Source organism: Pedobacter sp. PLR, assembly GCF_026239675.1.
In the GTDB taxonomy this organism is placed as follows: Bacteria; Bacteroidota; Bacteroidia; order Sphingobacteriales; family Sphingobacteriaceae; genus Pedobacter.
Map to the genome: position 1 here is coordinate 531,025 of NZ_JAPIVQ010000005.1, position 21,319 is coordinate 552,343.

Sequence of the window (21,319 nt, forward strand, 5' to 3'; positions counted from 1 at the left end):
GATTTAATTCTCTTCAATTAAAGCGCCGATTTTTTGCGCCTGATCATGATCGATTAGGCCAAAACTCGTCCATACCGTGCCCAGTTCATTGGTTTCCGGAAAAAGACGACCAACCTCATGACCGCTTTCAATAACCTTGAAGCTCCCATCATGTAGTGGCTGAATAGTTAATATTCGGCCACTAAGATCTATATTATATGGTTCCATGGTGAATTGTTTATGAATTGATTAACAAGGAACTGCCGTCCTTGTTTTGATTTACTTTAATCAGGAGCCATTGGTAACGGCAATATGATGCCGATTTTCTCTATATCTGGCAAGTTTCCGGCTAAATGTTGCAAATAATTGCAGATATATGCGAAATAACCTTACTTTGTATTATGATAGCAGGACTACAAAAACCACTAAAGGCACAAAGTGCGACTAAATTCATCTTTCTGGTTTGCGGATTGGGTATTTCCAGTTGGGCACCGATGGTGCCTTATGCAAAAGAAAGACTCGGACTAAATGATGCCAATCTGGGCTTGTTACTCCTGCTTTTAGGTGGCGGCGCGATTGCGATGATGCCTGTCAGCGGGATCTTATCCCATCGTTACGGCAGTCGGGTAGTGATCTTAGGCGCGGCATTACTCATGGCCTTTGTACTGCCATTGTTAATGTTAACCAATACGCCGGTTCAAATGGGAATTGCACTGTTTATTTTTGGTGCAGCAGTTGGAACGGTAGATGTGGCGATGAACACCCAGGGGGTACAGGTAGAAAATATTGCTGAAAAGCCAATTATGTCGTCCCTACACGGTTTATTTAGTGTTGGCGGATTACTGGGGTCTTTAGGTTTAGGTTTCCTGATGAGGCTGGGATTGGCACCGGAAGCCGCTGCGATTACCATCGCCATTTTACTGATCATTATAGTCTCTTTAAATTATAAATCTCTGCTCGACATGCAGACAGAAAAGGCTGCTATTCAGAAATTCTCTTCCCATGTAGCAACAGATAAAAAGACTTCCTGGTTTACCGGAAGTGTCTTGTTTCTTGGCCTGATGTGTTTTGCCGTGTTTTTATCAGAAGGTGCAATGTTGGATTGGAGCGCTTTGTTTCTTAAAGAAAGCCGCGGGATTACAGAGGAATTTTCAGGAATCGGCTATGCCGCCTTCTCCATTGCCATGGCTTTTATGCGCCTGACCGGTGATAAACTGGTGTCTAAATTTGATGGGAAGACCGTAGTGGTTGCAGGCAGTTTGGTTGCCGGTTTAGGGATATTGCTTGCGGTAGCTACGCCTTGGTTGGGCACAACAATCCTTGGCTTTGTTTTACTAGGTTTAGGGGCAGCTAATATTGTACCTGTGTTTATCAGTGAAGGAGGGAAGCTAAAAGACGTACCTGCAACAGTAGCGATTCCTGTAATCAGCACCATCGGTTATGCCGGACAATTAGCCGGACCCGCCATACTTGGCTTCATTGCTTATTCCTTTTCACTACCTATCGCTTTTGGTTTTACAGCCATGTTGTTGTTTATGGTCTCGATCTCCTACAGCTTTAGAAAACCGAAATAATTACCGCCATCTTTGGCTTCGGGAATTTGATGAATCACCTGTCAGTTCCGACCTCAGCGCATTGAAATGACCTGCTCAAAAAACATCCTATAAAAAAGGCGGCCTAAAATGAATTTAAGCCGCCTTTTTCAGAAATGAAATTCCTTATTTCACACGCTCCACATATTCACCTGTGCGTGTATCTACTTTTAATTTATCACCTTCATTAACAAATAATGGTACTCTGATTTCGATGCCATTTTCTGTAGTAACCATTTTCTGTGCACCTGAAGAAGTATCACCTTTAACAGCTGGTTCTGCATAAGTAACCATAAGTTCTACGAAATTAGGAGCCTGAGCCATAATTGGTTCTTCGCTTTCAAAAGAAACAATAACGTTCATTCCTTCTTTAAGGAACCTTGCAGATTCACCAAATAATTCTTTAGCAACACTAAACTGCTCAAAAGACTCATTATCCATTACTACAAAATAGTCGCCTTCTTCATATAAATATTGGTAGTCACTAGTCTCTACACGGCAAATTTCTACTTGCTCATCAGTTCCTAAGCGGGCTTCCACAATTTTTCCTGTTTTAATATTGCGAAACTTACCTAAGTAAAACGCTCCACCTTTACCTGGTGTACGGTGTAAGATTTCAATAACTGTTACCAGTTCGTTGTTAAAACGTAAAATATTTCCTACTTTAATTTCAGATGCCTTTGCCATATAAATGTAATTGTAAATTTTGTGCCCAAATATATGTGCTTTTTTGGTTATTTATACTTTCGGCAGATAAGAAATTGCGTTTTCTCCTGATAATCCCCAATTAAATTAAAGATGAAAGCGTAGATGTATGGTCCGGGATGGAGGCTAAAGTGTTGGTATTAACGCGATAATACCCGGTTAAAAGAGACGGTAAATAAGAGCCTTCCGGAACATCCTCCTCAAAAGGAGAAACATAATAACATGGCTTTAACCCTTAATCTGGAATTATTTTTTTATTATTGGCTTCTTTATAATGGGGGGGAAGAATAGGATTATCGGATTGGCGCCAGGTTTTACTGAGCGCGAACTGCTACATTTGGTTGCAGCAGGGGACGAGCGTGCCTTCAATTCTTTGTTCGAAATGCATCAGCAACTCATCTTCAATATCGCCCATAAACTCACGCAATCCCGCCCAAAAGCTAAAGAAATCGTACAAGATGTGTTTTTGAAAGTCTGGATGAAAAGGCTGGACTTAAAAGACGTAGAGAATTTCGGCGCCTACCTCAACAGGATCGCCAGGAATCAGAGTATTGATGTCCTGAGGAAGATTGCCAGAGAAGCCCTGCGCAATGTAGAGCTGAAAGAAACAGAAATGGAGACCGGTGTGCGCAATACCGAAGATACCATTCAATACCATGAGACGGCAAAACTCCTGCAACAGGCAGTGGAAAGCCTCTCTCCCCAACAACAAAAAGTTTACCGGCTATGTCAGGAGCAAGGATTGAAATATGAAGAAGCGGCAAAAGAGCTGGGTATAAGTGAAGGCACTGTTCATACCCATATGAAACACGCTTTGAGAAACATCAGGGTATATTTGAAAAACCTGGATGCCATGTTGTTGATGATCCTCTTACTGCACAAATAGCCGCAGGTTAAAATAATGTTAAAATAAATTTATGTTTCAACTACCCCGAGCCCTGGGTTCGGATCGTCAAGCTATTGAAACGTTCAGAAAGCGTTATATAAAAGGATGGCTATAAAATCAGAATTTTCTCAATTATTCAGCAGCTATATTAAAGGTACACTGACTCCGCAGGAGCAGAAAGCATTTTTTATAATGGCCGATCAGGAAGTGTTTCAGGAGGAACTTGAAACACTCGTGGATGAGGAAATCAGTAACGGTACCCCAAGCTATAGCCTTGAGCCCTCAGAAAAGCAGGAAATACTAAATTATATTTTTCAGCATGCGGAAGCAACAGCAGTTGCTCCTGTAAGGTCAGCATATCCAATGTGGAAAAGAATGGCCATTGCTGCTTCCTTATTTTTTACACTCGGAACAGGAGTATACTTTTATTCCCGTCATTCAGTAGACCAGCAACAGCTGGTTTACCTGAAACAAATGAAACCTGGTAAAAATTCAGCAACCTTAACTTTAGGTGATGGAAGCACGATCGTGTTAAACGATGCTGGTCAGGGACAACTGGCAGAGCAAGCCGGTGTCACCATCCTGAAATCCGCAAACGGGGCGCTGACTTATAAGACAAGTCCTGAAACCGGAAAGCGCATGATGAACACCTTAGCTACTTCCCGAGGGGAGCAATTTAAAGTGATCCTCCCTGATGGAACCAATGTCTGGTTAAATGCTGCATCATCCATCCGCTATCCTACAACCTTTGCCAATGGGAAATCCAGAAAGGTAAGCTTAAAAGGAGAGGCTTATTTTGAAGTCACCAAAGATAAATCTCACCCTTTTGTGGTAGAAACCAATTTTCAGGAAGTAGAAGTATTGGGTACACATTTTAACATCAGCAGTTATCCGGAAGAAGCTCTCGTTAAAACAACTTTGTTGGAGGGTCTCGTAAAAGTAAGCCCATTAACCTTAAAAGGAGGAGTGGAGCGGAAACCTGAATTGCTAAAACCAGGCTATCAGGCGCAAGTCGGGATAAAAGGAGTACAAATCAAAGAAGTAAACACAGCAACTGCGGTAGACTGGATAAATGGCAAATTTATCTTTGAGAATGAAAGTCTGGCTTCGATCCTGACCAAAATCTCCCGCTGGTATAACATCTCCATTGAATACCAAAATGAATCATTGAAGCAAGTGACCTTTACCGGAACACTTTCCAGATACGATCAGGTGGATAAAGTACTGTCTAAACTGGAACTTACCGATGAGGTAGAGTTTAAAGTTTCCGAAGGAAAAATCACCGTAAGGCCTAAATAACCTATTAAGAATCAGCCCGCCACACCATAAACCCAAACTAAACAGACCATGATCAAAGATTTCTACCCACCAACTTAGCAAAGATCCTGGGGGCCATGAAAAAAGCCGGAAGGTGCTCGTAACACCATCCGGCAAACGTCTAAGCCAACCAGCCCGATAAATCGGGGAAAATAGAGCTGTCCATTCCTGAATCAACTTAAACCCTGCTAAAGTATGAAATTCTATGCTTTTAACCTAGGTGTGTCCCACCTTAGGCGAGCTCACAAATTATTTTTGATAATGAAACTCATCATCATATTAATGACTGGCTTTTTACTACAGGCACATGCCAGTACATTTGCCCAAACGGTTAGTTACACTAAGAAGAATGCCTCCATCAAGGAAGTATTTCAACAAATTACCAAACAAACCGGATACGAAGTCCTGTATGCCGATAAAAAGATCAACAACACAAAGAAACTAGACGTTAACTTCCGGAACACGGGATTAAAGACGGTTTTGGAACAATGTCTTAACGGTTTATCGCTGACTTATGTGATCGAAGACAAGACGATTGTGATCAAGCCGGAAGAGAAATCTATCTTCGACAAACTGGTCAATGCCATCAATCCGAACGCCGCCAGAATAGAAGTCAGGGGTAAGGTGACCGATGAAACCGGAGTAGCTTTGCCAGGCGCTACGATCATCGTTGTAGGTACTTCAAACCGCGTGCTTTCTAACGGACAAGGCTTATTTGTATTACAGAATGTTGCAGAGGATGCCAAAGTGAAAATCTCTTATCTGGGTTATGAGCCTCAAACCCTCAACGCAAAAAAAGAGATGGGTACCATAAGCATGAAACCGGTTACCAGCAGTTTAAAAGAAGTTGGCGTGGTTTCTACCGGATACCAGCAGATCGACAGGTCGAAAATGACCGGTGCATCTGCAACCATCAAAGCCAGAGACCTGACCATTAACGGGACGATGAGCCTGGAGCAAATGCTGCAAGGTAAACTTCCTGGCGTAGAAGTAGTCAATAACTCCGGACAGGTAGGTACCAGACAAACCGTACGGGTAAGGGGAACCTCTACGCTGTTGGGGAGTCAGGAACCGGTATGGGTAGTGGATGGGATGATCCAGGAAGATCCATTGCCGTTTAAAGCATCGGAACTGAACGGATATAATAAGGATCCTTCCAATGCTGATGCCCTAAAGAATTTTATCGGTAGTGCTATTTCCTGGTTAAATCCTTATGATATAGAAGATATTACGGTATTAAAAGATGCAGCCTCAACAGCGATTTATGGGGTGAAAGCGGCCAATGGAGTGATTGTCATCAATACTAAAAGAGGAAAAGCCGGACGTGCGCCATCGATCAGTTACAACACCAATTTCTCCACCCAATCAGCACCTAACTATGATAAACTGAACCTGATGAACTCTAAAGAGCGGGTAGATGTATCGAGAGAAATCTATCAGCGCGGCCTCACATCTACCAATTCATTGGATGATATCGGATATTCAGGTTTGCTGAAACAATACCTGCTGAACAAACTTTCCTTTAATGATTTTAATGCCGGTGCAAAAAAACTGGAAACAAACAATACCAATTGGTTTGACCTGCTTTATGACAGGCCATTGAGTCAGAACCACAATGTGAGTGTAAGTGGCGGTGGCAATGAAAGCACCTATTATGGCTCCCTGGGGTATAACAACCAACGGGGAACAGCAAAGGGAAATGGGATGGACAGCTATATGGCCACGTTCAATTTTACCAGTAATGTGACCAAAAAGTTCTCTATAAATGCACGTTTATCGGGTAACTATACCAATACAACCGCTTATTTTGGCCTTGATCCTTATCGTTATGCGACCACCACCAGTAGGGTGATTCCGGCTTACGAGGAGGATGGTAGTTTATCGTATTATAGAAACAGCAATACCTACCTGTATAATATCCTTAACGAAATGGAGCATTCAGGAAATGATAACGTAAAGACAAATTTCAATACGGCCATTATTTTAAAATATGAGCTTCCGGCAGGTTTCCGATTGGAATCTTCTCTGGGTGCTGGCTTTACCAGTTCGCATGCAGAATCTTATGCTTCAGAACTGACCAATAGAATCAGCATTTTGAGGAAATATGAATATGGGCAATATGGCCCGGTTACCAATGAATATAAGCAATCCATGTTACCAATAGGTGGAGAGTTAGCGCAGGCAGATGATAGAAATGTCAATTATACCTGGAGAAATGCATTGACCTATGGACAGGTTTTTAATAAAAAACATACGGTCTCCGGAATGTTGGGGATGGAAATTAGAAGTAACGTGTATAAAGGTTCATCCAGTACCGTCTTTGGTTATTTACCTGATCGTGGGAAAGCCATCATCACTCCTGCAGCAACCATTCTTAGTACCGGGGGAGCAACAATTGCCAACGGAATTTTTGCCAATAACTATAACTTTGGGATCACAGACCGCACTGCAAACTACTTATCCTATTATTTAACCGGTGCTTACACTTACGACAACAGATATGTTTTCAGTGGAAGCATCAGGGGCGACGCCTCTAACCGCTTCGGACAGGATACCCGCGAACGCTTCAATCCCATTTGGGCATTGGGCGGCAGGTGGAATGTAAGCCGCGAACATTTCTTTGACCGCAATACCTGGCTTTCTGAGCTGAGTTTCAGAGGTAGTTATGGATATCAGGGAAATGTGGCCGAAAACTATGGACCTGACCTGATTGCGAAACTTCCGGTTGGTGGCGGAGCACAGGTGGTTAGCCCATACACCGGAGAATCGATTCTTAAGATCAGCACCCTGCCTTATGCAGATTTAAGATGGGAAAAAACACAATCCGTAAACCTTGGAATGGACTTCAGTGTGTTTCAAAACAGGATTACCGGAAGTTTCGATTATTACAACAAAAACAGTAAAGACCTGATTGTGATGAAGGATGTGCCTTTTGAAAACGGCGTTACTCAAATGCCTATGAATGGTGGCTCTGTACGCAATTATGGATTTGAACTGTCGCTGAGCTTTATCCCACTTCGTACTAAAACGGCCTTCTGGACCGTCTCAGTTAACAGTTCGAAAAACGTTAATAAAGTAACCAATAAGCTCCTTCCTAATCCAACATGGAACAGTGCGGTCTCCGGCGGTTATTTCGTGGATGGATTTCCGGTATCTTCTTTCTGGGTATTCGATTTGAAAGGTTTAAATCCAGCAAATGGAGTACCGGAGTATAACATACCCACTGCTGCCGAAAATCCAAATGCTAAATTTGATGCAGTCGCCTTTATGAAGTATGCAGGGAAACTCAATGCTGATTTTACCGGTGGTTTCAGTACTTCATTCCGTTACAGACAGGTTAGTATCTCGACTAATTTATATGCCTCTTTAGGTGGACATAAATTACTGGCGCCTTTATTTGACAATGCGATGAGTAATAATGCACCTAATGAGTACCTGAACTTGTCAAAAGATCTGGTGAACAGGTGGCGGAATCCTGGTGATGAAGCCTTTACCAATATCCCTTCCATCCCCTTCAATGGTGTGCCTTTTGTAACCATACCTTCCGGGGCACAAGGTATTATTCAGGCAGGCTCCATATCTCCTTACACGCTTTATAATTTTAGCAATGCGAGATTGGTCAGCGCCTCTTACCTGCGCATCAATAATGTCAACATATCTTATATCCTGCCACAACAATTTGTAAAAAGGATCATGAGTAAAAGCATGACCATCGGCTATACAGTGAGCAACCTGCACACCTTTGTGAGCAAAGATTTTAAAGGAGTAGATCCTGAAGTGGCATCCGGTGGACAACCATTGCCGAAAGTCCATGTATTAAACTTGTCAGTAACCTTTTAAAGCATTAAAAATGAAACGTATACTTTATATATTAATTCCAGGACTGTTATTGATCAATACAGGTTGTAAAAAGTTTCTGGAAGAGAAAAGTCAGGATGAGATGAGGCCTTCTACGGTTCAGGATCTCAATGGATTAATGGCGGGGGAAGCCTATCCCTATTCGGTCAATATCAGTTCTGTTTTGAATTTGGTGACAGATGATATCAGCTGTGTCGGCGGACAGGGTTTACCAACTTATGAGGCCGTAGTGAGAAGGGGAAAAGCACCTTTCTCCTGGTCTAAACAGATGTTTGAAGAGCTTTTAGTTGCTGAAGGACTCTCGACTGTAGGATTAAATTCCTGGGAAGTGATTTATAACCGCATTGTAGGTTGTAATGTAGGACTCGAATATGCAGATAAAGTAATCGGTAATGAAGCTGATAAAGCCAATATTAAAGCCGAAGTTTTAGCATTGAGAGGCTATTATTATTTCCTGTTGGTGAACATGTATGGGAAACCATATAACGCCGCAGGGGTAGATCCGGAAACCAGTCCAGGTGTTCCTTTAAAATTGAAAATGGTGGTGACTGATGCACTTTTCAAAAGAAACTCTGTTGCGGAAGTCTATCGCCAGATTGAACAAGATATCCAGGCTTCCATAGCGCTTTTTCAGCAATATCCTCAGGATAGAGGGGTATACAAAATGAGCGAAACTGCAGGCTACGCACTCTTATCAAGAGTGTACTTGTATCAGGAAAAATGGGACCTTGCGATTGAATATGCGAATAAAGCCCTGGCTAAAAAATCAGTGCTTACGCAATTGAGTACGTTTAATTCTGCCCAATACTATTTGTACAACGGACCTGATGGCTTGAATTTAAACAAGATTTATAGTCCGGCAACTAGCAAGGAAGTCATCTGGACCTATGTTCCGAACAAAAGCCTTGAAGATGATATCCTGAAAACTAGCCTTTCTCCGGGATATAACAGGGTAAATGTGCCTCCTTATGGTATTTCTCCTGAACTGCTTAATCTGTACGATTCCAAAGGTTTTGAGGCTAATGAGGTTTATATTGGCGATCTACGCCCTCGTATTTATTTTACTTATGCGACCTATGTGGGTTTTACGGCACCTTCAACCGTGACTTATTTTTTCAGAGGAATTACTGGAGGAATGGGCGGCGCCGGTATTCGTGTAGCAGAACTATACCTGAATCGCGCAGAAGCGAACATCCAAAAGTTTATCCAGACTGGTAATGATGCCTTAAGAATATCCGCATTAAATGACCTGAATACCCTGAGGATTTCAAGGTATGATACCAGAAAAGCTTATGTACCCATAGACATCACCGATCAAACTCAGCTACTGAATTTCTATAAAGACGAACGCAGAAGAGAGCTTCCTTTTGATGGACATCGCTGGTTCGACTTACGCCGTTACGGGATGCCATCTATCTCCCATGAGTATCTGGAGACCGCAGGTACCGGACAAACTTTTACCCTGAGCAAAGGCGATAGCCGCTATACATGGCCTATCCCTCAGGTGGTTTTAGATAGAAACGGGGAATTAACTCAAAATCCATAAATTCTGAATACGAAACACATGAGAAATTTCAATCAAACTTTAAGGACTACACTGATTTTGTCTTTGAGCATTGTGCTCTTCCTGACAAACGGATGCAAAAAAACAGAAGAAAAACTGACCGCTACAGAATTCCCTGAACCTGGTTTTCAATTGCCTCAGGGGGACCACGATTATGATCAGCGGATTATGGATTATTATAAACGTTGGGATAGTTATGTGCTCTATAAATTCAGCCAGCAAGACATCAACTGGAGGGTTGTAGAATATGATACTTATTACAAATCAGTCCCCGCTTTACCAGATTATATCAACGCACAACTGGATTTATTGGAAAGTACTTTCTTTAAGTATTATAGTGATGCTACCCTGAAACAATTCCTGCCTAGAAAGGTGTTTTTATGCAGTTCATTAGGCACAGGGACCACAACCATCACCCAGGTAGAATCTTATCTTTTACCCTTTGTTAATGGGCGATTTGGAGGTTACCAGAGTTTTGCGCTGAATGGCGGAAATGCAGGTGTTACTAGTATTAATAAAGCGGTTTACCGTGGAAATGTCAATTTCAGCTTTCTGAAAATGATGGATCTGGAAGGTAAAATGAAAAGATCAGATGCCTTTACCGGCATCTCTGATTATACCAATGCCATCGTTGGTACCACACAAGCAGACCGTTATAAACGTGGGTTTTTAGTTCTTCCAGCGAATTTGCCAATTGTTTCACTCGATTGGCAGGCTTTCATTCAGGTGATTGTCTCCAATTCTTATGCTTACCTGACGGATCCGGCAACTACTGCTTCCGATACAACACCTAAAGGTATACTTAGTCCGGTAAAAGATACCAACGGATTGATCAAAAGAAAATATGATGCCATGATCAGCTTTTATAAACAGCAATATGGCATTGATCTTCAGACTATAGGAGACGGAAAATAGACAGGAAAAAACAGACCATTTCATTTCTTAACAATTCAAATGATGCGCAAGATTTTCATTGCCTTAGGGCTCTTATTGTCCATAATTTCTGCAGAAGCAGCGGAAGGCCTCCTGATAAAAGGCCGTATTACAACCATAAATCCAGTCCTAATTTCCCTGAATACCTTGTCGGGTAAACTGGTTTTTAAAACCACCATCGACAAGGATCATCCCGACTTTTCCATGGGACCGGTTCAGGTACTACCGGATTTGTATGTGCTGACGATGGGCGCAACAAAAGAGGAGGTTTTCTTTAGCAATGGTCTGGTTACCATAAACGGTTATTTTGACGATAAGGATAGCAACAGCAGTAGTCTGGAGTTTTCCGGATTAACAGCACACCTTGAAATCGTAAACTTTGGCCCCAAAAAAGCCTATGATCTTGAATTGGATCCTGCCGCTTTTAAGGCTTTAAAACCAAACCAGCTGAGCGCTTTGGCCTACCTTTTCAAAGGAGAGAAATATGATTTCAACCAACGCTTTCTGGAAAATATACCGGTAAAAGAGCGGGTTTCGGAATCAGCAAAATGGTTAGAAGAAAGGGTAGATAGCCTCAGCCATTATAGGATTGGCATTCCCGCACCAGATTTTCAATTGCCTGATCAAAACGGAAAACTACTGTCCTTAAAAGATTTTAAAGGGAAGATTGTAGTCCTGGATTTCTGGGCCTCCTGGTGCGTGCCATGCAGAAGAGAAATGGAACACATGAAAGCCTTTTATAAAGACTTTGAAAAGGACGTGCAGTTCATCAGCATTTCTCTGGATGAAGATCCTTTGAAGTATAAAAAAGCATTGCAAGAAATGCAGATTCCATGGTTGACCATATGGGATAAAAAAGGGTTTTATAAATCACCTTTAGGAAAGAGCTATGGTTTTAAATCGATTCCATTCTGTGTGATTATAGACGGAAACGGGACAGTTCTACAAAGAGATATCAATAATGGCGAAGTGCTTAAAGCCGCATTAAAAGCAATTACAAAATGAGAATAACCCCTGTTAAAAGACTGCTGGTCCTGGCTGTTTTCGGCCTGTTCAGCTTCACGAATGTGATGGCCCAAAATACAGTAAAACTACCCTATAAGGTGCTTGCTAATAAAATGATTGTAGAGGTCAGCATCAATGGGAAATTGGTGCCCATGATTTTTGATACCGGTGGTAAAAATGCCATGGATTCAAAATTAAGGGAAAGCCTTGGTCTTTCCGCTACGCATACCAGGGATGTGATTGATGTAAGCCGATCAAAAAAGTCAATGGATGTAGTAACCGTCAATAACCTGACCATTGCTAAAGGGAAAATGGCTTTTAAAAACGTCCCTTTTCTGGTGATTGATACAGAGTTTTTTCCTTGCCTTGATAGGGCAAGAGGATTGATCGGAAGTGATTTGTGGCAAAACCATACCATCGAGATCGATGATCAAAAGAAAGTAATTACTATTACTGAAGGTGGTAGTTCGGCTATGCTGAATCATCCAAAGGCGATTCCGTTTTTAGAGAACGGTGGAGGAGCTCCGCTATTCTCTGTAAAAGTTGGGGATTTTGATCAGGCAAGAGTGGTGTTTGATAGCGGTGCAGATGGATTTTTGTCTTTAAGACAAACAGACTATCCAAGATTGGAAAGCCAGGGTGCATTGTTTATGATCCGCGAAGGCGCGTCAACGGGTAGTATCGGTGTAAATGGAAGAGGGCCAAATGGTCGTCGGATTTTGCTTGAAATTCCGGAATTGACCATCTCAGGAGGGAAGTTCTCTAAGCTCCGGATTGGTGTTGGCAGTGCCCTGGAAAGTTTGTTTGGCTATCAGCTTTTGAACTTCGGAAAGGTAACCATCGACTATGTCAATCAGAAGTTCTTGTTTGAGCCGTTTCCAGCCTTTTCAACGGAGAAGATAGAAAACACCAAAAAGTACTGGGATTTGGAGCTTCGCCCCGAAAATCAGCAAATGGTAGTCAGTAGCGTTTGGGATAAATTAAAAGGAGAAGTGGAATTGGGTGATGTCGTTACCCATATCAATGGTAAAAAAATAACACAATTCTCTTACTGCGAGAACCTGACCAATGAGCTTCCCGAATTAATTGGCCAGGATAAACTGATTTTCCGCTTGCAGACAAAGACCGGAGTAAAAGAAGTAACTGTAATAAAGGAGTAAAAGATTAACCGTAACAAAAGAATAGTGATGAAATATATATACTACTCCCTGATCTGCTGTTTTTTTGCGTTAACAGCCAGGGCACAGGATGCTGTTGTGTTTCCCTATCAGGTGATCGCCAACAAGATGGTAATCCAGATTAAACTGAATGGGAAACTGGTGCCTATGATTTTTGATACCGGAGGCCGAAACTCCATCAGCACGGCGTTGAAAACAGAATTTAATGCGTCTGTGGTTGGCACAATGGGCATTCTGGACGCCAACAGCAATAGAAAGCAAATTGAGGTTGTAGAACTGGAAGCGGTTGGATTCCCGATCGGAGAGGACATTGTCAATGCAGTCAAATCAGAGGTAAATACGATCAAAGCAGAGCCCAATGCCGGAAAGGCCGGGCTTGAAAACGGGGTTATCGTGTTTAAAAACCCGCGTTTTCTGGTTTTAGATAGCGAAATATTTCCTTGTATCGGTGTGCAGGGCTATATCGGAAGCGACCTTTTACAGGATTGCACCGTCGATATTGACGATCAAAAGAAAGAAATCCGGATCACTAAAGGTGGGCGCTCTTCCTTAATGTCCGACAGGCAGGTCCTTCCTTTTGTGGATGATGCAAAAGGTATCCCGATTGTCACGCTAAATGTTGGAAAATATGATGAAATCAGGGTGATGTTCGATACCGGTTCTGATGCTTTTCTAAGCCTTAAAAATGACGCTTACGAAAAATTGAAAACTGCAGAATTGGTACAGGTGATCAGAGAAGGCGAAGGTGGTGGCAGCATCGGCGTAAACGGTAGAGGTGGAGCAGGGAAACAAACTATGGTACAAGTTCCGGAACTGCTGATCGGCGCATTTATGTTTACGAACGCCAGAGCCAAGTTGGGCAATCCACCAGAAACCTTGCTCGGCTATCAGTCGCTGAAATATGGAAAAGTAACCATCGATTATGTCAATAAACTGTTCCTGTTTAGTCCTTTTTCTTCAGACAAAGTGGACTTAACCAATGCAAAACACAACTGGAACCTGGAAATATATGTTCATGACGGACAGTATCTGGTGGCTACCGTATGGGGCAAATTAATCGGCCAGGTGGCCGTTGGCGATGTACTAACTCATATCAACGGTAAGGTGATCAAACCCATTCCTTTTTGTGAAAGCCTGACCACTGGCCTGCCCATTTTAAAAGAGAATACCAAACTTGTATTTACCCTTAAAACCAAGTCCGGAGTTAAAAATATAACCGTACTGAAAGATTAAAAATCAACCCCTTAAGAAGGTTTTCTTTCATCAGATCCCGGATCTGCTCCCGAAATACCTTCGATTAAATAAACCATTGAGAAAACTAAAAACATGAAAAAACAAACTTTAATACTAGCGTTGTGCTTACAGGGAGCCGTTTTGGCTGGAAACGCGCAGCTTGTTAAAAAGGCAGCCACAGAAAAGAAAACGGAAGACTGGTACAACCTTTCTTTTGAGAAAGAGGGTGTTTATGGGATCGGCGTAAATCAGGCCTATGAGTTTTTAAAAGGAAAACCTTTGAAAAAGAAGCCGGTTGTTGCAGTAATCGGCTATGGAATGGATGCTACGCATGAAGATTTGAAAAATGCCTCCTGGACCAATCCCAATGAAAAAGAAGATGGGATTGATAATGATGGCAACGGTTATATCGATGACATCCATGGCTGGAACTTTTTAGGGAACTCCAAAGGAGAAATGATCGAAAAGACAAATCAGGAAGGTGACCGTGAGTACTTTCGTTTGAGAGGGTTATATGAAGGTATTTACTTTAGCGGAACGGATTATTTTAAGTTTAATGAACTATTGCAAAAACCGGTTAAAGTTCCGGCACCGAAAGATCTAAAGGAGTATGCCTTTTTCAGGACTCGCCTTAATAAAGAGTCGCGTATCGCTCAGGAAGCGAGTGGTATCCAGTTCTCTAAGATTTTTAAATACATGATCGTTAATGAAATTGAGCCTGCGATGAAGAAAATAAACCCTGACCTGACCAAAATAAAACAGGCAGATCTTACTAAATATGACTTCAATACAAATGGAAAGGCAGATACTTTAAAGTTGATGTCCAAGTTTTTCCTTTTAATGACTTTTGGGGTTAATAATTCTTATGCGGGCAAAAACAATACAGACTCTATGAATTTTGTACAGGCTAGAGATCTGACACTGAATCCTAAAAAAGTTAATAAAAACCTGGAGAACCTGTTGGCAGAAAACATCGATGCAAGGAAAATCACCGGTGACGACTGGACCAATATCACCGATAAAAATTACGGAAATAACAAGCTATATAGTAACGGGTCTTTTTCCGGAACGATGATTTCAGGAATTATCGCTGCCGACAGAAGTAACGGTGTAGGTGTGAATGGAATTATGCCGGAAGCGCAGCTGATGTCTTTGCGTGCCTATCCAAAAGAAGGCGAACCTTATTATAAAGATATCGCATTGGCGATTCGCTATGCGGTAGATCAAAAAGCAGATGTGATCCAGTTAGGTCTGTCAAACACCATTTACCCGGCTTATGAGGCGAAATGGGTAAACGACGCTTTATTGTATGCCGAAGAAAAAGGGGTTTTAGTGGTGTCTTCCGTATGGAATTTATCAGATAACCTGTCTGAAAAGAAATATTATCCTAATGCTCATGTGAATGGTAAGGTGCTCAATAATTTTATCACTGTGGCTGCTTCAGATAAAGAAGGGATGCCATTGAAAGATGCCAACTTCAGTGCAAAAGAACTGGATCTATTTGCACCGGGACAGAATATTAGCACTACTTATATGGGCGGAACTTACCGTATGGGTGCAAGTCCATTGTTTGCCGGCGCGAGTGTAGCAGGTACTGCGGCACTAATTAAAGCGTATTATCCGGAAATTACCGCTGCACAATTGCGCAAACTGATTGTAGGCAATGTGACAGACAGAGCCAGCGTAGAAGTGGAAAAACAAGTTAAAGTAGGTGGTAAAATGAATACTGACCTTTATCTTTTTTCACAGTTATGTGTTTCAGGAGGTATTTTAAACGCTTATAAAGCGGTACTTGCTGCCGATCAATTGAGTAAAACCACTGGTAAATAATTTAAAGAGCCATAAATAAGAAAATGATGATGAAGATAAAATTATTGCATTCGCTGGGTTTAGGCTTGCTGTTGCTTTGCACTACCAGTGCCGTTTTCGCGCAGGCGAATTTAAATCAGGAGGTTTTACCCTATCAGGAACGTGATGGTTACATGATCATCAGGGCCAATGTTGGCGGAACGGAGGGGGATTTCCTTTTGGATTCCAGAGGAGCAGTGGGTTTAACCGAAGCTGCGGCTGTAAAACGCCAGCTGAAAATTTCGAAGACCCTTGATACTTATTCCAGAGCTGGTTATGAATTGTCTGGTAAAGGAAGGGCCCCTGGCTTCTTTATTGGCAATGTCGTATATAGTAAGGACATCAGCGTAGTGGTTTTTAAGGCAAGTCCGCTATTGGAAAAACTAAAAGTTGATGGCGTAATCGGTTTTAATGCTTTTATCGGGACCGTACTCACATTAAATACCAAATTGAAAACGATGACGCTTTCTTCACCATACCGTCCGGATTATATGAAATTGAATAACAGGCAAGAGGCTAAATTGAAAACCGGCGGACTATTCATGGACATTCTGGTAAATGGCAAAACGATTAAAGCGGTCGCCGATTTCTATCAGGATCAGCCATTGGTGTTAACGGCCACTGATTTCGACTTATTGCAGCCAGGTAAAACAGCAGAATTGAAGCTGGCAAACCAGAATTTCGAAAAGATTCCGGTGGTTAAGGCAGCCGGAGATCAGGCTTTTAATGTATTAGGAAAATCGATCTTAAAACAAGGGATGATCTCTTTTGATGTCGGGCGGGGAAAATATTACTTTCAGCCATTTAATAACGGCGAAGATCAAACCGTTCCTGTGGTTAAAAAAGAAACCATGGCCATTGTGCCGGGTAAAATTAATCCGGTAGATCGTGCTTATTTTCTAAAGCATATTTATGATTATAAAGCTGGTAAAGAGTGGAAAGCTATTGGCGATAAACCTGTGGTCATTGATTTCTGGGCTACCTGGTGTGGCCCTTGTCTGAAACTGATGCCAGTCATGGAAGAGCTGGCTGCAAAGTATAAAGACCGGGTTGTTTTTTACAAGGTAAATGTAGATAAAGAAGGAGAGTTGCGTCAGGTATTCGATGCAAATGCGATCCCTTTATTGATTTTTGGTAGTGTGAATAATGGTGCGGTGAGAGAAGTAGGAGGAGATACGAAGGAGAAAATCGAAGCCAGAATTCTAAAGATGCTCCAATAAATCCATTTAAATAATGAAGTTTTTTAGTTAATACTATATATGGAGGGTTTTGTCGGATGACAGCCCTCTTTATCGTACTACAATTTTTTCCCCTCAAATTATCTAGTCCAAATGAATTTAAATCAATTGTATAAACGCCGGTTTCTACTGGCGATCACCGGGGTCTGCTTGTCTTTTTCTGTGAATGGGCAGTCCGTTGAGTTGACTCCGGAAAGGTTGCACTTTCAGCCATTACCAAATTATCCGGCCCTTACAAAAACGATTGCTGAAACGATTGCCAACTATCATTACCAGAAAGTGAAAATTGATGATGCTTTATCCGCGAGGATATTTGATCAGTACCTGACAAAGCTGGATAAGTCTCATGCCTTGTTTCTGGCCTCCGATCTACAGGAATTTGAGCAATACCGTTACCGCCTGGATGATGCCTTGTTGTCTGGCGACCTAAGTGCTGCTTTTGACATGTTTAATGTGTATGCCGCGCGACTGGACCATAGAATTGATGCCGCATTAACGGAGCTGTCGAAGCTACAGTCCGCACATTCCAAAGATGTCTATGAGTTCTCCAGGGAGAAACTACCCTGGTTCAAATCTGAAGCAGAGGCCGATGTGTACTGGAATCAGCGCATCCGGTATGAGCTCATCAGACTAAGAGCGGATGGTAGCGAAGAGCAGAAGGCTTATCAGTTATTGGGAAAACGTTATGAAAAACTAAAGAGTAGTTTAGAAGGCCTGAGGAGTGAAAATGTATTGGAATTATTCCTGAATGCTTTTACAGAAACCATTGATCCTCATACTACTTATTTTTCTCCGGCAAAAGCGCAGGATTTTAATGTCATGATGAATAAATCCCTGGAAGGAATCGGGATTACCTTTAGTTTTCAGGATGAGCTGCCGTTGATATTGTCAGTTATCAAAGGTGGTCCGGCAGATAAGACCAGGAAAATCATGCCTAACGACCGGATTCTGGCGATTGCACAAGGTGAAAGCGGAGAGTTTGAGGAAGTGACAGGTTGGACACAACAAGAGGTGGTGGCAAAGATGCGCGGTTTAAAAGGCTCGCTATTGCGCGTTAAAATATTACCGGCAGGTGCAGATTTGAGTTCCAGTCCTTTGCTGGTTAGTCTCATCAGAGATAAGGTAGTGATGGAAGATCAGAAGGTGAAATCTGAGCTGAAATTGGTAGAGCAAGGCGGGAAAACACAGAAGATAGGTGTCATCAGCATTCCTGATTTTTACTTTGATGCCGCTGCTTTTGATAAGGGGGAGAAAGATTATGCTTCCACTTCCGGAGATGTGAAAAAAGCGTTGGAGCTGCTGAAAAGTCAGGGGGTTGATGGAATAATGATCGATTTACGTAATAATGGCGGTGGTTCTTTAAAAGAAGCAATAGACCTGAGTGGATTATTTATTAGCGCCGGACCGGTAGTTCAGGTTCGTGATTCAAAAAACAAGGTGCTTGTTCATTCGGATAAAGATAGCCTGGTGGTTTACAGCGGCCCTTTAACCGTTTTAACGAACCGTTTAAGTGCTTCCGCCTCTGAAATATTCGCGGCAGCGATGCAGGATTATGGTCGCGCAATAATTATTGGAGAGCAGACCTTTGGTAAAGGTACCGTTCAGGGTGTTTATCCGGTGAGTAGTCTGATGAAATCGGAAGACAAGGATTTAGGCTCTTTAAAGCTGACTAACGCCAAATTTTACCGCATCAACGGTGCAAGTACTCAGCATCGTGGCGTAACTCCGGACCTTAGTTTTCCTTCTAAATACAGCGCCTTGAAAGTTGGCGAAAGCACACTGAAAAATGTACTTCCTTATGATCAGATTGAAGCGACGGGTTTTGTTCCGGTTGCGCAATTAAAGGCGCTTAACCAGCAATTGGAGGTACATCACAAACAACGCATGAAGGCAAATCAGGAGTTTTCCTTTTTAAAAGAAGACCTGAAGAAGTTGCAGGAAGGAAGCGCGAACTCTTCCTTACAATTAGATTTGAATGCTTTTCTTGAAGCGCGAAAGAACCAGCAAATGCAGGATTTGAAACGCGTAAATCAGCGAAGAAAGCTTTTGGGACTGAAATCAATAACCACTGGTGATTCGGTAAAAGCAGTAGAGGTAGACTATGTGAAGGAGGAGAGTTTACAGATTACAGCGGAGTTAATCCATATCATTTAGCCTCGGCTAATGCAGTATATAATGGGTTTTGGGCTTCTTGCATAAGCTCTAAACTTATTAATTGCTGGCATTCTTCATAGTCTTCAATAGTTACGGCGTTAGCTAATGCCATTTGCAACAGCGATAACCTGATTTGTTGTTGAACTGTATCTTCCATTTTCGGTAGTTGAAAGGTGAGTTGAAAAAAAATTGCGCGTATATATTATGGTAATGGAAAGGCTTAAGGATTTGGTATAGAATGAGATAACACCTAATTAGCCAAGTTGTTTTGATCAATTGAAAAAATGATTGTACAGCATCAATAAAATGGTTGTATTTTACAATTCCTGCAGCCAGGCTTTGTTTTTGTTTCATCAATAGAGAAATTAATCTGTTGTTGTCGGAAACTTAAGTTTCTTAATTGATTCCTGCAAAACAGGCTATTTTTTTTCTGAAGAGCTCCCTTTTCCTGTTTAAAATCAAATTATTTTTCTGGTGTCATGCCGTAATCACGAGGTATAACCTCCGGCCTTTAGACGCTATCTGTTTTGCTAATTTTTTGCTCTTCTTTTGCTACTGTTTTGCTTAGCTGTTGCCGGAGCAAAACAATAGCAAAGCAATAGCAGGTGTATAACAAGGAAAAATCTGACCTGATTACAGGATCATTACAGTTAATTAGTAGTTAATTCTTGGTTGTGGTGGACAGGTAGAAAACTATTATTTCAAATTCCTGCCGGAAAACAAAATATTTCTGATTCTGGCAGGATAAATGTTGCTTTCCCATTTATGAAAGCAATCGTAATTACTTCATTTGGTGCAGCAGATGTTTTGAAAGTTGAAGAAAGAGAAAAGCCGGTGATCAATGAAAATGAAGTCTTGATTCGGGTAAAAGCTGCTGGAGTCAATCGCCCGGATGTGTTTCAAAGAAAAGGCAGTTATCCGGCACCTCCGGATGTGCCGCAGGATATTCCCGGATTGGAAGTTGCCGGATTGATTGAAGAATTGGGTGCAAATGTGAAGCAATGGAAGATGAACGACAAAGTTTGTGCACTGGTAGCAGGCGCAGGTTATGCAACCTATGTAAAAGTTAACGCCGGACACTGTTTACCTGTTCCTGAGGGTTTAAGTTTCGTTGAAGCTGCAGGACTGCCGGAAACAGTTTTTACGGTCTGGAGCAACGTGTTTCAGCGGGGTCGTCTTCAACCCGGAGAAAGATTTTTGATCCATGGCGGAAGTAGCGGAATCGGTACAACCGCAATTCAACTGGCAAAATATGTAGGCGCGGAAGTCATCGTTACTGTCGGCTCCGACGAAAAAGGGCAGTATTGCCTGGATCTAGGCGCAGACCACTTTATCAATTACAAAAGAGAAGATTTTGAGCATGAATTGAAAGATCAGCCGGTTGATGTGGTGCTGGACATGATTGGCGGTTCCTATTTTCAAAAGAACATAGAAGTTTTAAGGCCTGATGGAAGACTGGTTTACATCAATGCCATGGAAGGAAACACCGTTTCTCTGAACATTATGCAAATGATGCGTAAAAGACTCCATATTACCGGCAGTACTTTGCGTAACCGTGAACCGGAATTTAAAACCGCATTGGCACAGGATATTCTGGAAAATGTCTGGCCAATGTTTGCAAAGGGGCAATATAAATCAACAGTTTTCAAGGTTTTTCCTATGGAGGAAGCGAATAAGGCGCATGAGTTGATGGAAAGCAGTCAGCATTTAGGAAAGATCATTCTGGAAATGCCTTAATCTTATTTTCAATTACTGCCAGCTCAGCCTTATGATGAACTATTGACAGGTTTTATTGTTTTAAATAGTGTCGTATTTTAGAAGGTATGATC

16 protein-coding genes are annotated in these 21,319 nt (G+C 41.9%); 13 read left to right on the forward strand and 3 right to left on the reverse strand.

The window, feature by feature from the left end; genetic code table 11:
* Positions 1 to 3: 3 nt before the first annotated feature.
* Positions 4 to 207, reverse strand: a complete 204-nt coding sequence (locus OQX61_RS15135) for a hypothetical protein (protein WP_265842606.1) — start codon at positions 205 to 207, stop codon at positions 4 to 6.
* Between the two features lie 173 nt (positions 208 to 380).
* Here OQX61_RS15135 and OQX61_RS15140 point away from each other — a divergent pair, with 173 nt between their 5' ends.
* On the forward strand, positions 381 to 1,553 hold the full coding sequence (locus OQX61_RS15140; RefSeq protein WP_265842607.1) for an MFS transporter: 1,173 nt from the start codon (positions 381 to 383) through the stop codon (positions 1,551 to 1,553).
* 144 nt (positions 1,554 to 1,697) lie between these two features.
* On the opposite strand, the gene efp is transcribed toward OQX61_RS15140, so the two are convergent.
* Positions 1,698 to 2,258 (reverse strand): elongation factor P, encoded by a 561-nt coding sequence (gene efp, locus OQX61_RS15145; RefSeq protein WP_265842608.1) that lies wholly within the window; start codon positions 2,256 to 2,258, stop codon positions 1,698 to 1,700.
* Positions 2,259 to 2,550: 292 nt separating this feature from the next.
* Here efp and OQX61_RS15150 point away from each other — a divergent pair, with 292 nt between their 5' ends.
* From OQX61_RS15150 to OQX61_RS15200, 11 genes are all read left to right on the forward strand, one after another.
* The gene (locus OQX61_RS15150) at positions 2,551 to 3,162 is read left to right on the forward strand and encodes an RNA polymerase sigma-70 factor (RefSeq protein WP_265842609.1); all 612 of its coding nucleotides are present in this window, start codon (positions 2,551 to 2,553) and stop codon (positions 3,160 to 3,162) included.
* A gap of 105 nt (positions 3,163 to 3,267) precedes the next feature.
* The gene (locus OQX61_RS15155) at positions 3,268 to 4,461 is read left to right on the forward strand and encodes a FecR domain-containing protein (protein WP_265842610.1); all 1,194 of its coding nucleotides are present in this window, start codon (positions 3,268 to 3,270) and stop codon (positions 4,459 to 4,461) included.
* 279 nt (positions 4,462 to 4,740) lie between these two features.
* Complete coding sequence (locus OQX61_RS15160; protein WP_265842611.1) at positions 4,741 to 8,319, forward strand: SusC/RagA family TonB-linked outer membrane protein; 3,579 nt, start codon at positions 4,741 to 4,743, stop codon at positions 8,317 to 8,319.
* Between the two features lie 10 nt (positions 8,320 to 8,329).
* Positions 8,330 to 9,883 carry a RagB/SusD family nutrient uptake outer membrane protein gene (locus tag OQX61_RS15165; RefSeq protein WP_265842612.1) on the forward strand — a complete coding sequence of 518 codons (1,554 nt, stop codon included), beginning with the start codon at positions 8,330 to 8,332 and terminating at the stop codon, positions 9,881 to 9,883.
* Positions 9,884 to 9,901: 18 nt separating this feature from the next.
* Positions 9,902 to 10,816 (forward strand): hypothetical protein, encoded by a 915-nt coding sequence (locus tag OQX61_RS15170; protein ID WP_265842613.1) that lies wholly within the window; start codon positions 9,902 to 9,904, stop codon positions 10,814 to 10,816.
* A 39-nt stretch (positions 10,817 to 10,855) separates the two neighbouring features.
* Entirely contained in the window at positions 10,856 to 11,839 is a 984-nt protein-coding gene (locus OQX61_RS15175; protein ID WP_265842614.1) for a TlpA disulfide reductase family protein, read from the forward strand.
* Complete coding sequence (locus OQX61_RS15180) at positions 11,836 to 12,999, forward strand: retropepsin-like aspartic protease (RefSeq protein WP_265842615.1); 1,164 nt, start codon at positions 11,836 to 11,838, stop codon at positions 12,997 to 12,999. The genes OQX61_RS15175 and OQX61_RS15180 overlap by 4 nt, the downstream gene beginning before the upstream one ends.
* Positions 13,000 to 13,026: 27 nt before the next feature.
* Positions 13,027 to 14,250, forward strand: a complete 1,224-nt coding sequence (locus tag OQX61_RS15185) for a hypothetical protein (RefSeq protein WP_265842616.1) — start codon at positions 13,027 to 13,029, stop codon at positions 14,248 to 14,250.
* Positions 14,251 to 14,343: 93 nt separating this feature from the next.
* On the forward strand, positions 14,344 to 16,080 hold the full coding sequence (locus OQX61_RS15190) for a S8 family serine peptidase (protein WP_265842617.1): 1,737 nt from the start codon (positions 14,344 to 14,346) through the stop codon (positions 16,078 to 16,080).
* A 23-nt stretch (positions 16,081 to 16,103) separates the two neighbouring features.
* Positions 16,104 to 17,318 (forward strand): thioredoxin domain-containing protein, encoded by a 1,215-nt coding sequence (locus OQX61_RS15195; protein WP_265842618.1) that lies wholly within the window; start codon positions 16,104 to 16,106, stop codon positions 17,316 to 17,318.
* 111 nt (positions 17,319 to 17,429) lie between these two features.
* Positions 17,430 to 19,490 carry a carboxy terminal-processing peptidase gene (locus OQX61_RS15200; protein WP_265842619.1) on the forward strand — a complete coding sequence of 687 codons (2,061 nt, stop codon included), beginning with the start codon at positions 17,430 to 17,432 and terminating at the stop codon, positions 19,488 to 19,490.
* Here OQX61_RS15200 and OQX61_RS15205 read toward each other — a convergent pair.
* Positions 19,483 to 19,647, reverse strand: a complete 165-nt coding sequence (locus tag OQX61_RS15205) for a hypothetical protein (protein ID WP_265842620.1) — start codon at positions 19,645 to 19,647, stop codon at positions 19,483 to 19,485. The genes OQX61_RS15200 and OQX61_RS15205 overlap by 8 nt on opposite strands.
* Before the next feature lie 608 nt (positions 19,648 to 20,255).
* Between OQX61_RS15205 and OQX61_RS15210 the strand changes: the two genes are divergently transcribed.
* The gene (locus tag OQX61_RS15210) at positions 20,256 to 21,227 is read left to right on the forward strand and encodes an NAD(P)H-quinone oxidoreductase (protein ID WP_265842621.1); all 972 of its coding nucleotides are present in this window, start codon (positions 20,256 to 20,258) and stop codon (positions 21,225 to 21,227) included.
* Positions 21,228 to 21,319 lie beyond the last annotated feature (92 nt).

Coding starts and splice junctions, on each gene's coding strand:
- OQX61_RS15135 (WP_265842606.1), bottom strand. CDS start 207: ATGGAACCATATAATATAGATCTTAGTGGCCGAATATTAACTATTCAG.
- OQX61_RS15140 (WP_265842607.1), top strand. CDS start 381: ATGATAGCAGGACTACAAAAACCACTAAAGGCACAAAGTGCGACTAAA.
- efp (WP_265842608.1), bottom strand. CDS start 2,258: ATGGCAAAGGCATCTGAAATTAAAGTAGGAAATATTTTACGTTTTAAC.
- OQX61_RS15150 (WP_265842609.1), top strand. CDS start 2,551: ATGGGGGGGAAGAATAGGATTATCGGATTGGCGCCAGGTTTTACTGAG.
- OQX61_RS15155 (WP_265842610.1), top strand. CDS start 3,268: ATGGCTATAAAATCAGAATTTTCTCAATTATTCAGCAGCTATATTAAA.
- OQX61_RS15160 (WP_265842611.1), top strand. CDS start 4,741: ATGAAACTCATCATCATATTAATGACTGGCTTTTTACTACAGGCACAT.
- OQX61_RS15165 (WP_265842612.1), top strand. CDS start 8,330: ATGAAACGTATACTTTATATATTAATTCCAGGACTGTTATTGATCAAT.
- OQX61_RS15170 (WP_265842613.1), top strand. CDS start 9,902: ATGAGAAATTTCAATCAAACTTTAAGGACTACACTGATTTTGTCTTTG.
- OQX61_RS15175 (WP_265842614.1), top strand. CDS start 10,856: ATGATGCGCAAGATTTTCATTGCCTTAGGGCTCTTATTGTCCATAATT.
- OQX61_RS15180 (WP_265842615.1), top strand. CDS start 11,836: ATGAGAATAACCCCTGTTAAAAGACTGCTGGTCCTGGCTGTTTTCGGC.
- OQX61_RS15185 (WP_265842616.1), top strand. CDS start 13,027: ATGAAATATATATACTACTCCCTGATCTGCTGTTTTTTTGCGTTAACA.
- OQX61_RS15190 (WP_265842617.1), top strand. CDS start 14,344: ATGAAAAAACAAACTTTAATACTAGCGTTGTGCTTACAGGGAGCCGTT.
- OQX61_RS15195 (WP_265842618.1), top strand. CDS start 16,104: ATGATGATGAAGATAAAATTATTGCATTCGCTGGGTTTAGGCTTGCTG.
- OQX61_RS15200 (WP_265842619.1), top strand. CDS start 17,430: ATGAATTTAAATCAATTGTATAAACGCCGGTTTCTACTGGCGATCACC.
- OQX61_RS15205 (WP_265842620.1), bottom strand. CDS start 19,647: ATGGAAGATACAGTTCAACAACAAATCAGGTTATCGCTGTTGCAAATG.
- OQX61_RS15210 (WP_265842621.1), top strand. CDS start 20,256: ATGAAAGCAATCGTAATTACTTCATTTGGTGCAGCAGATGTTTTGAAA.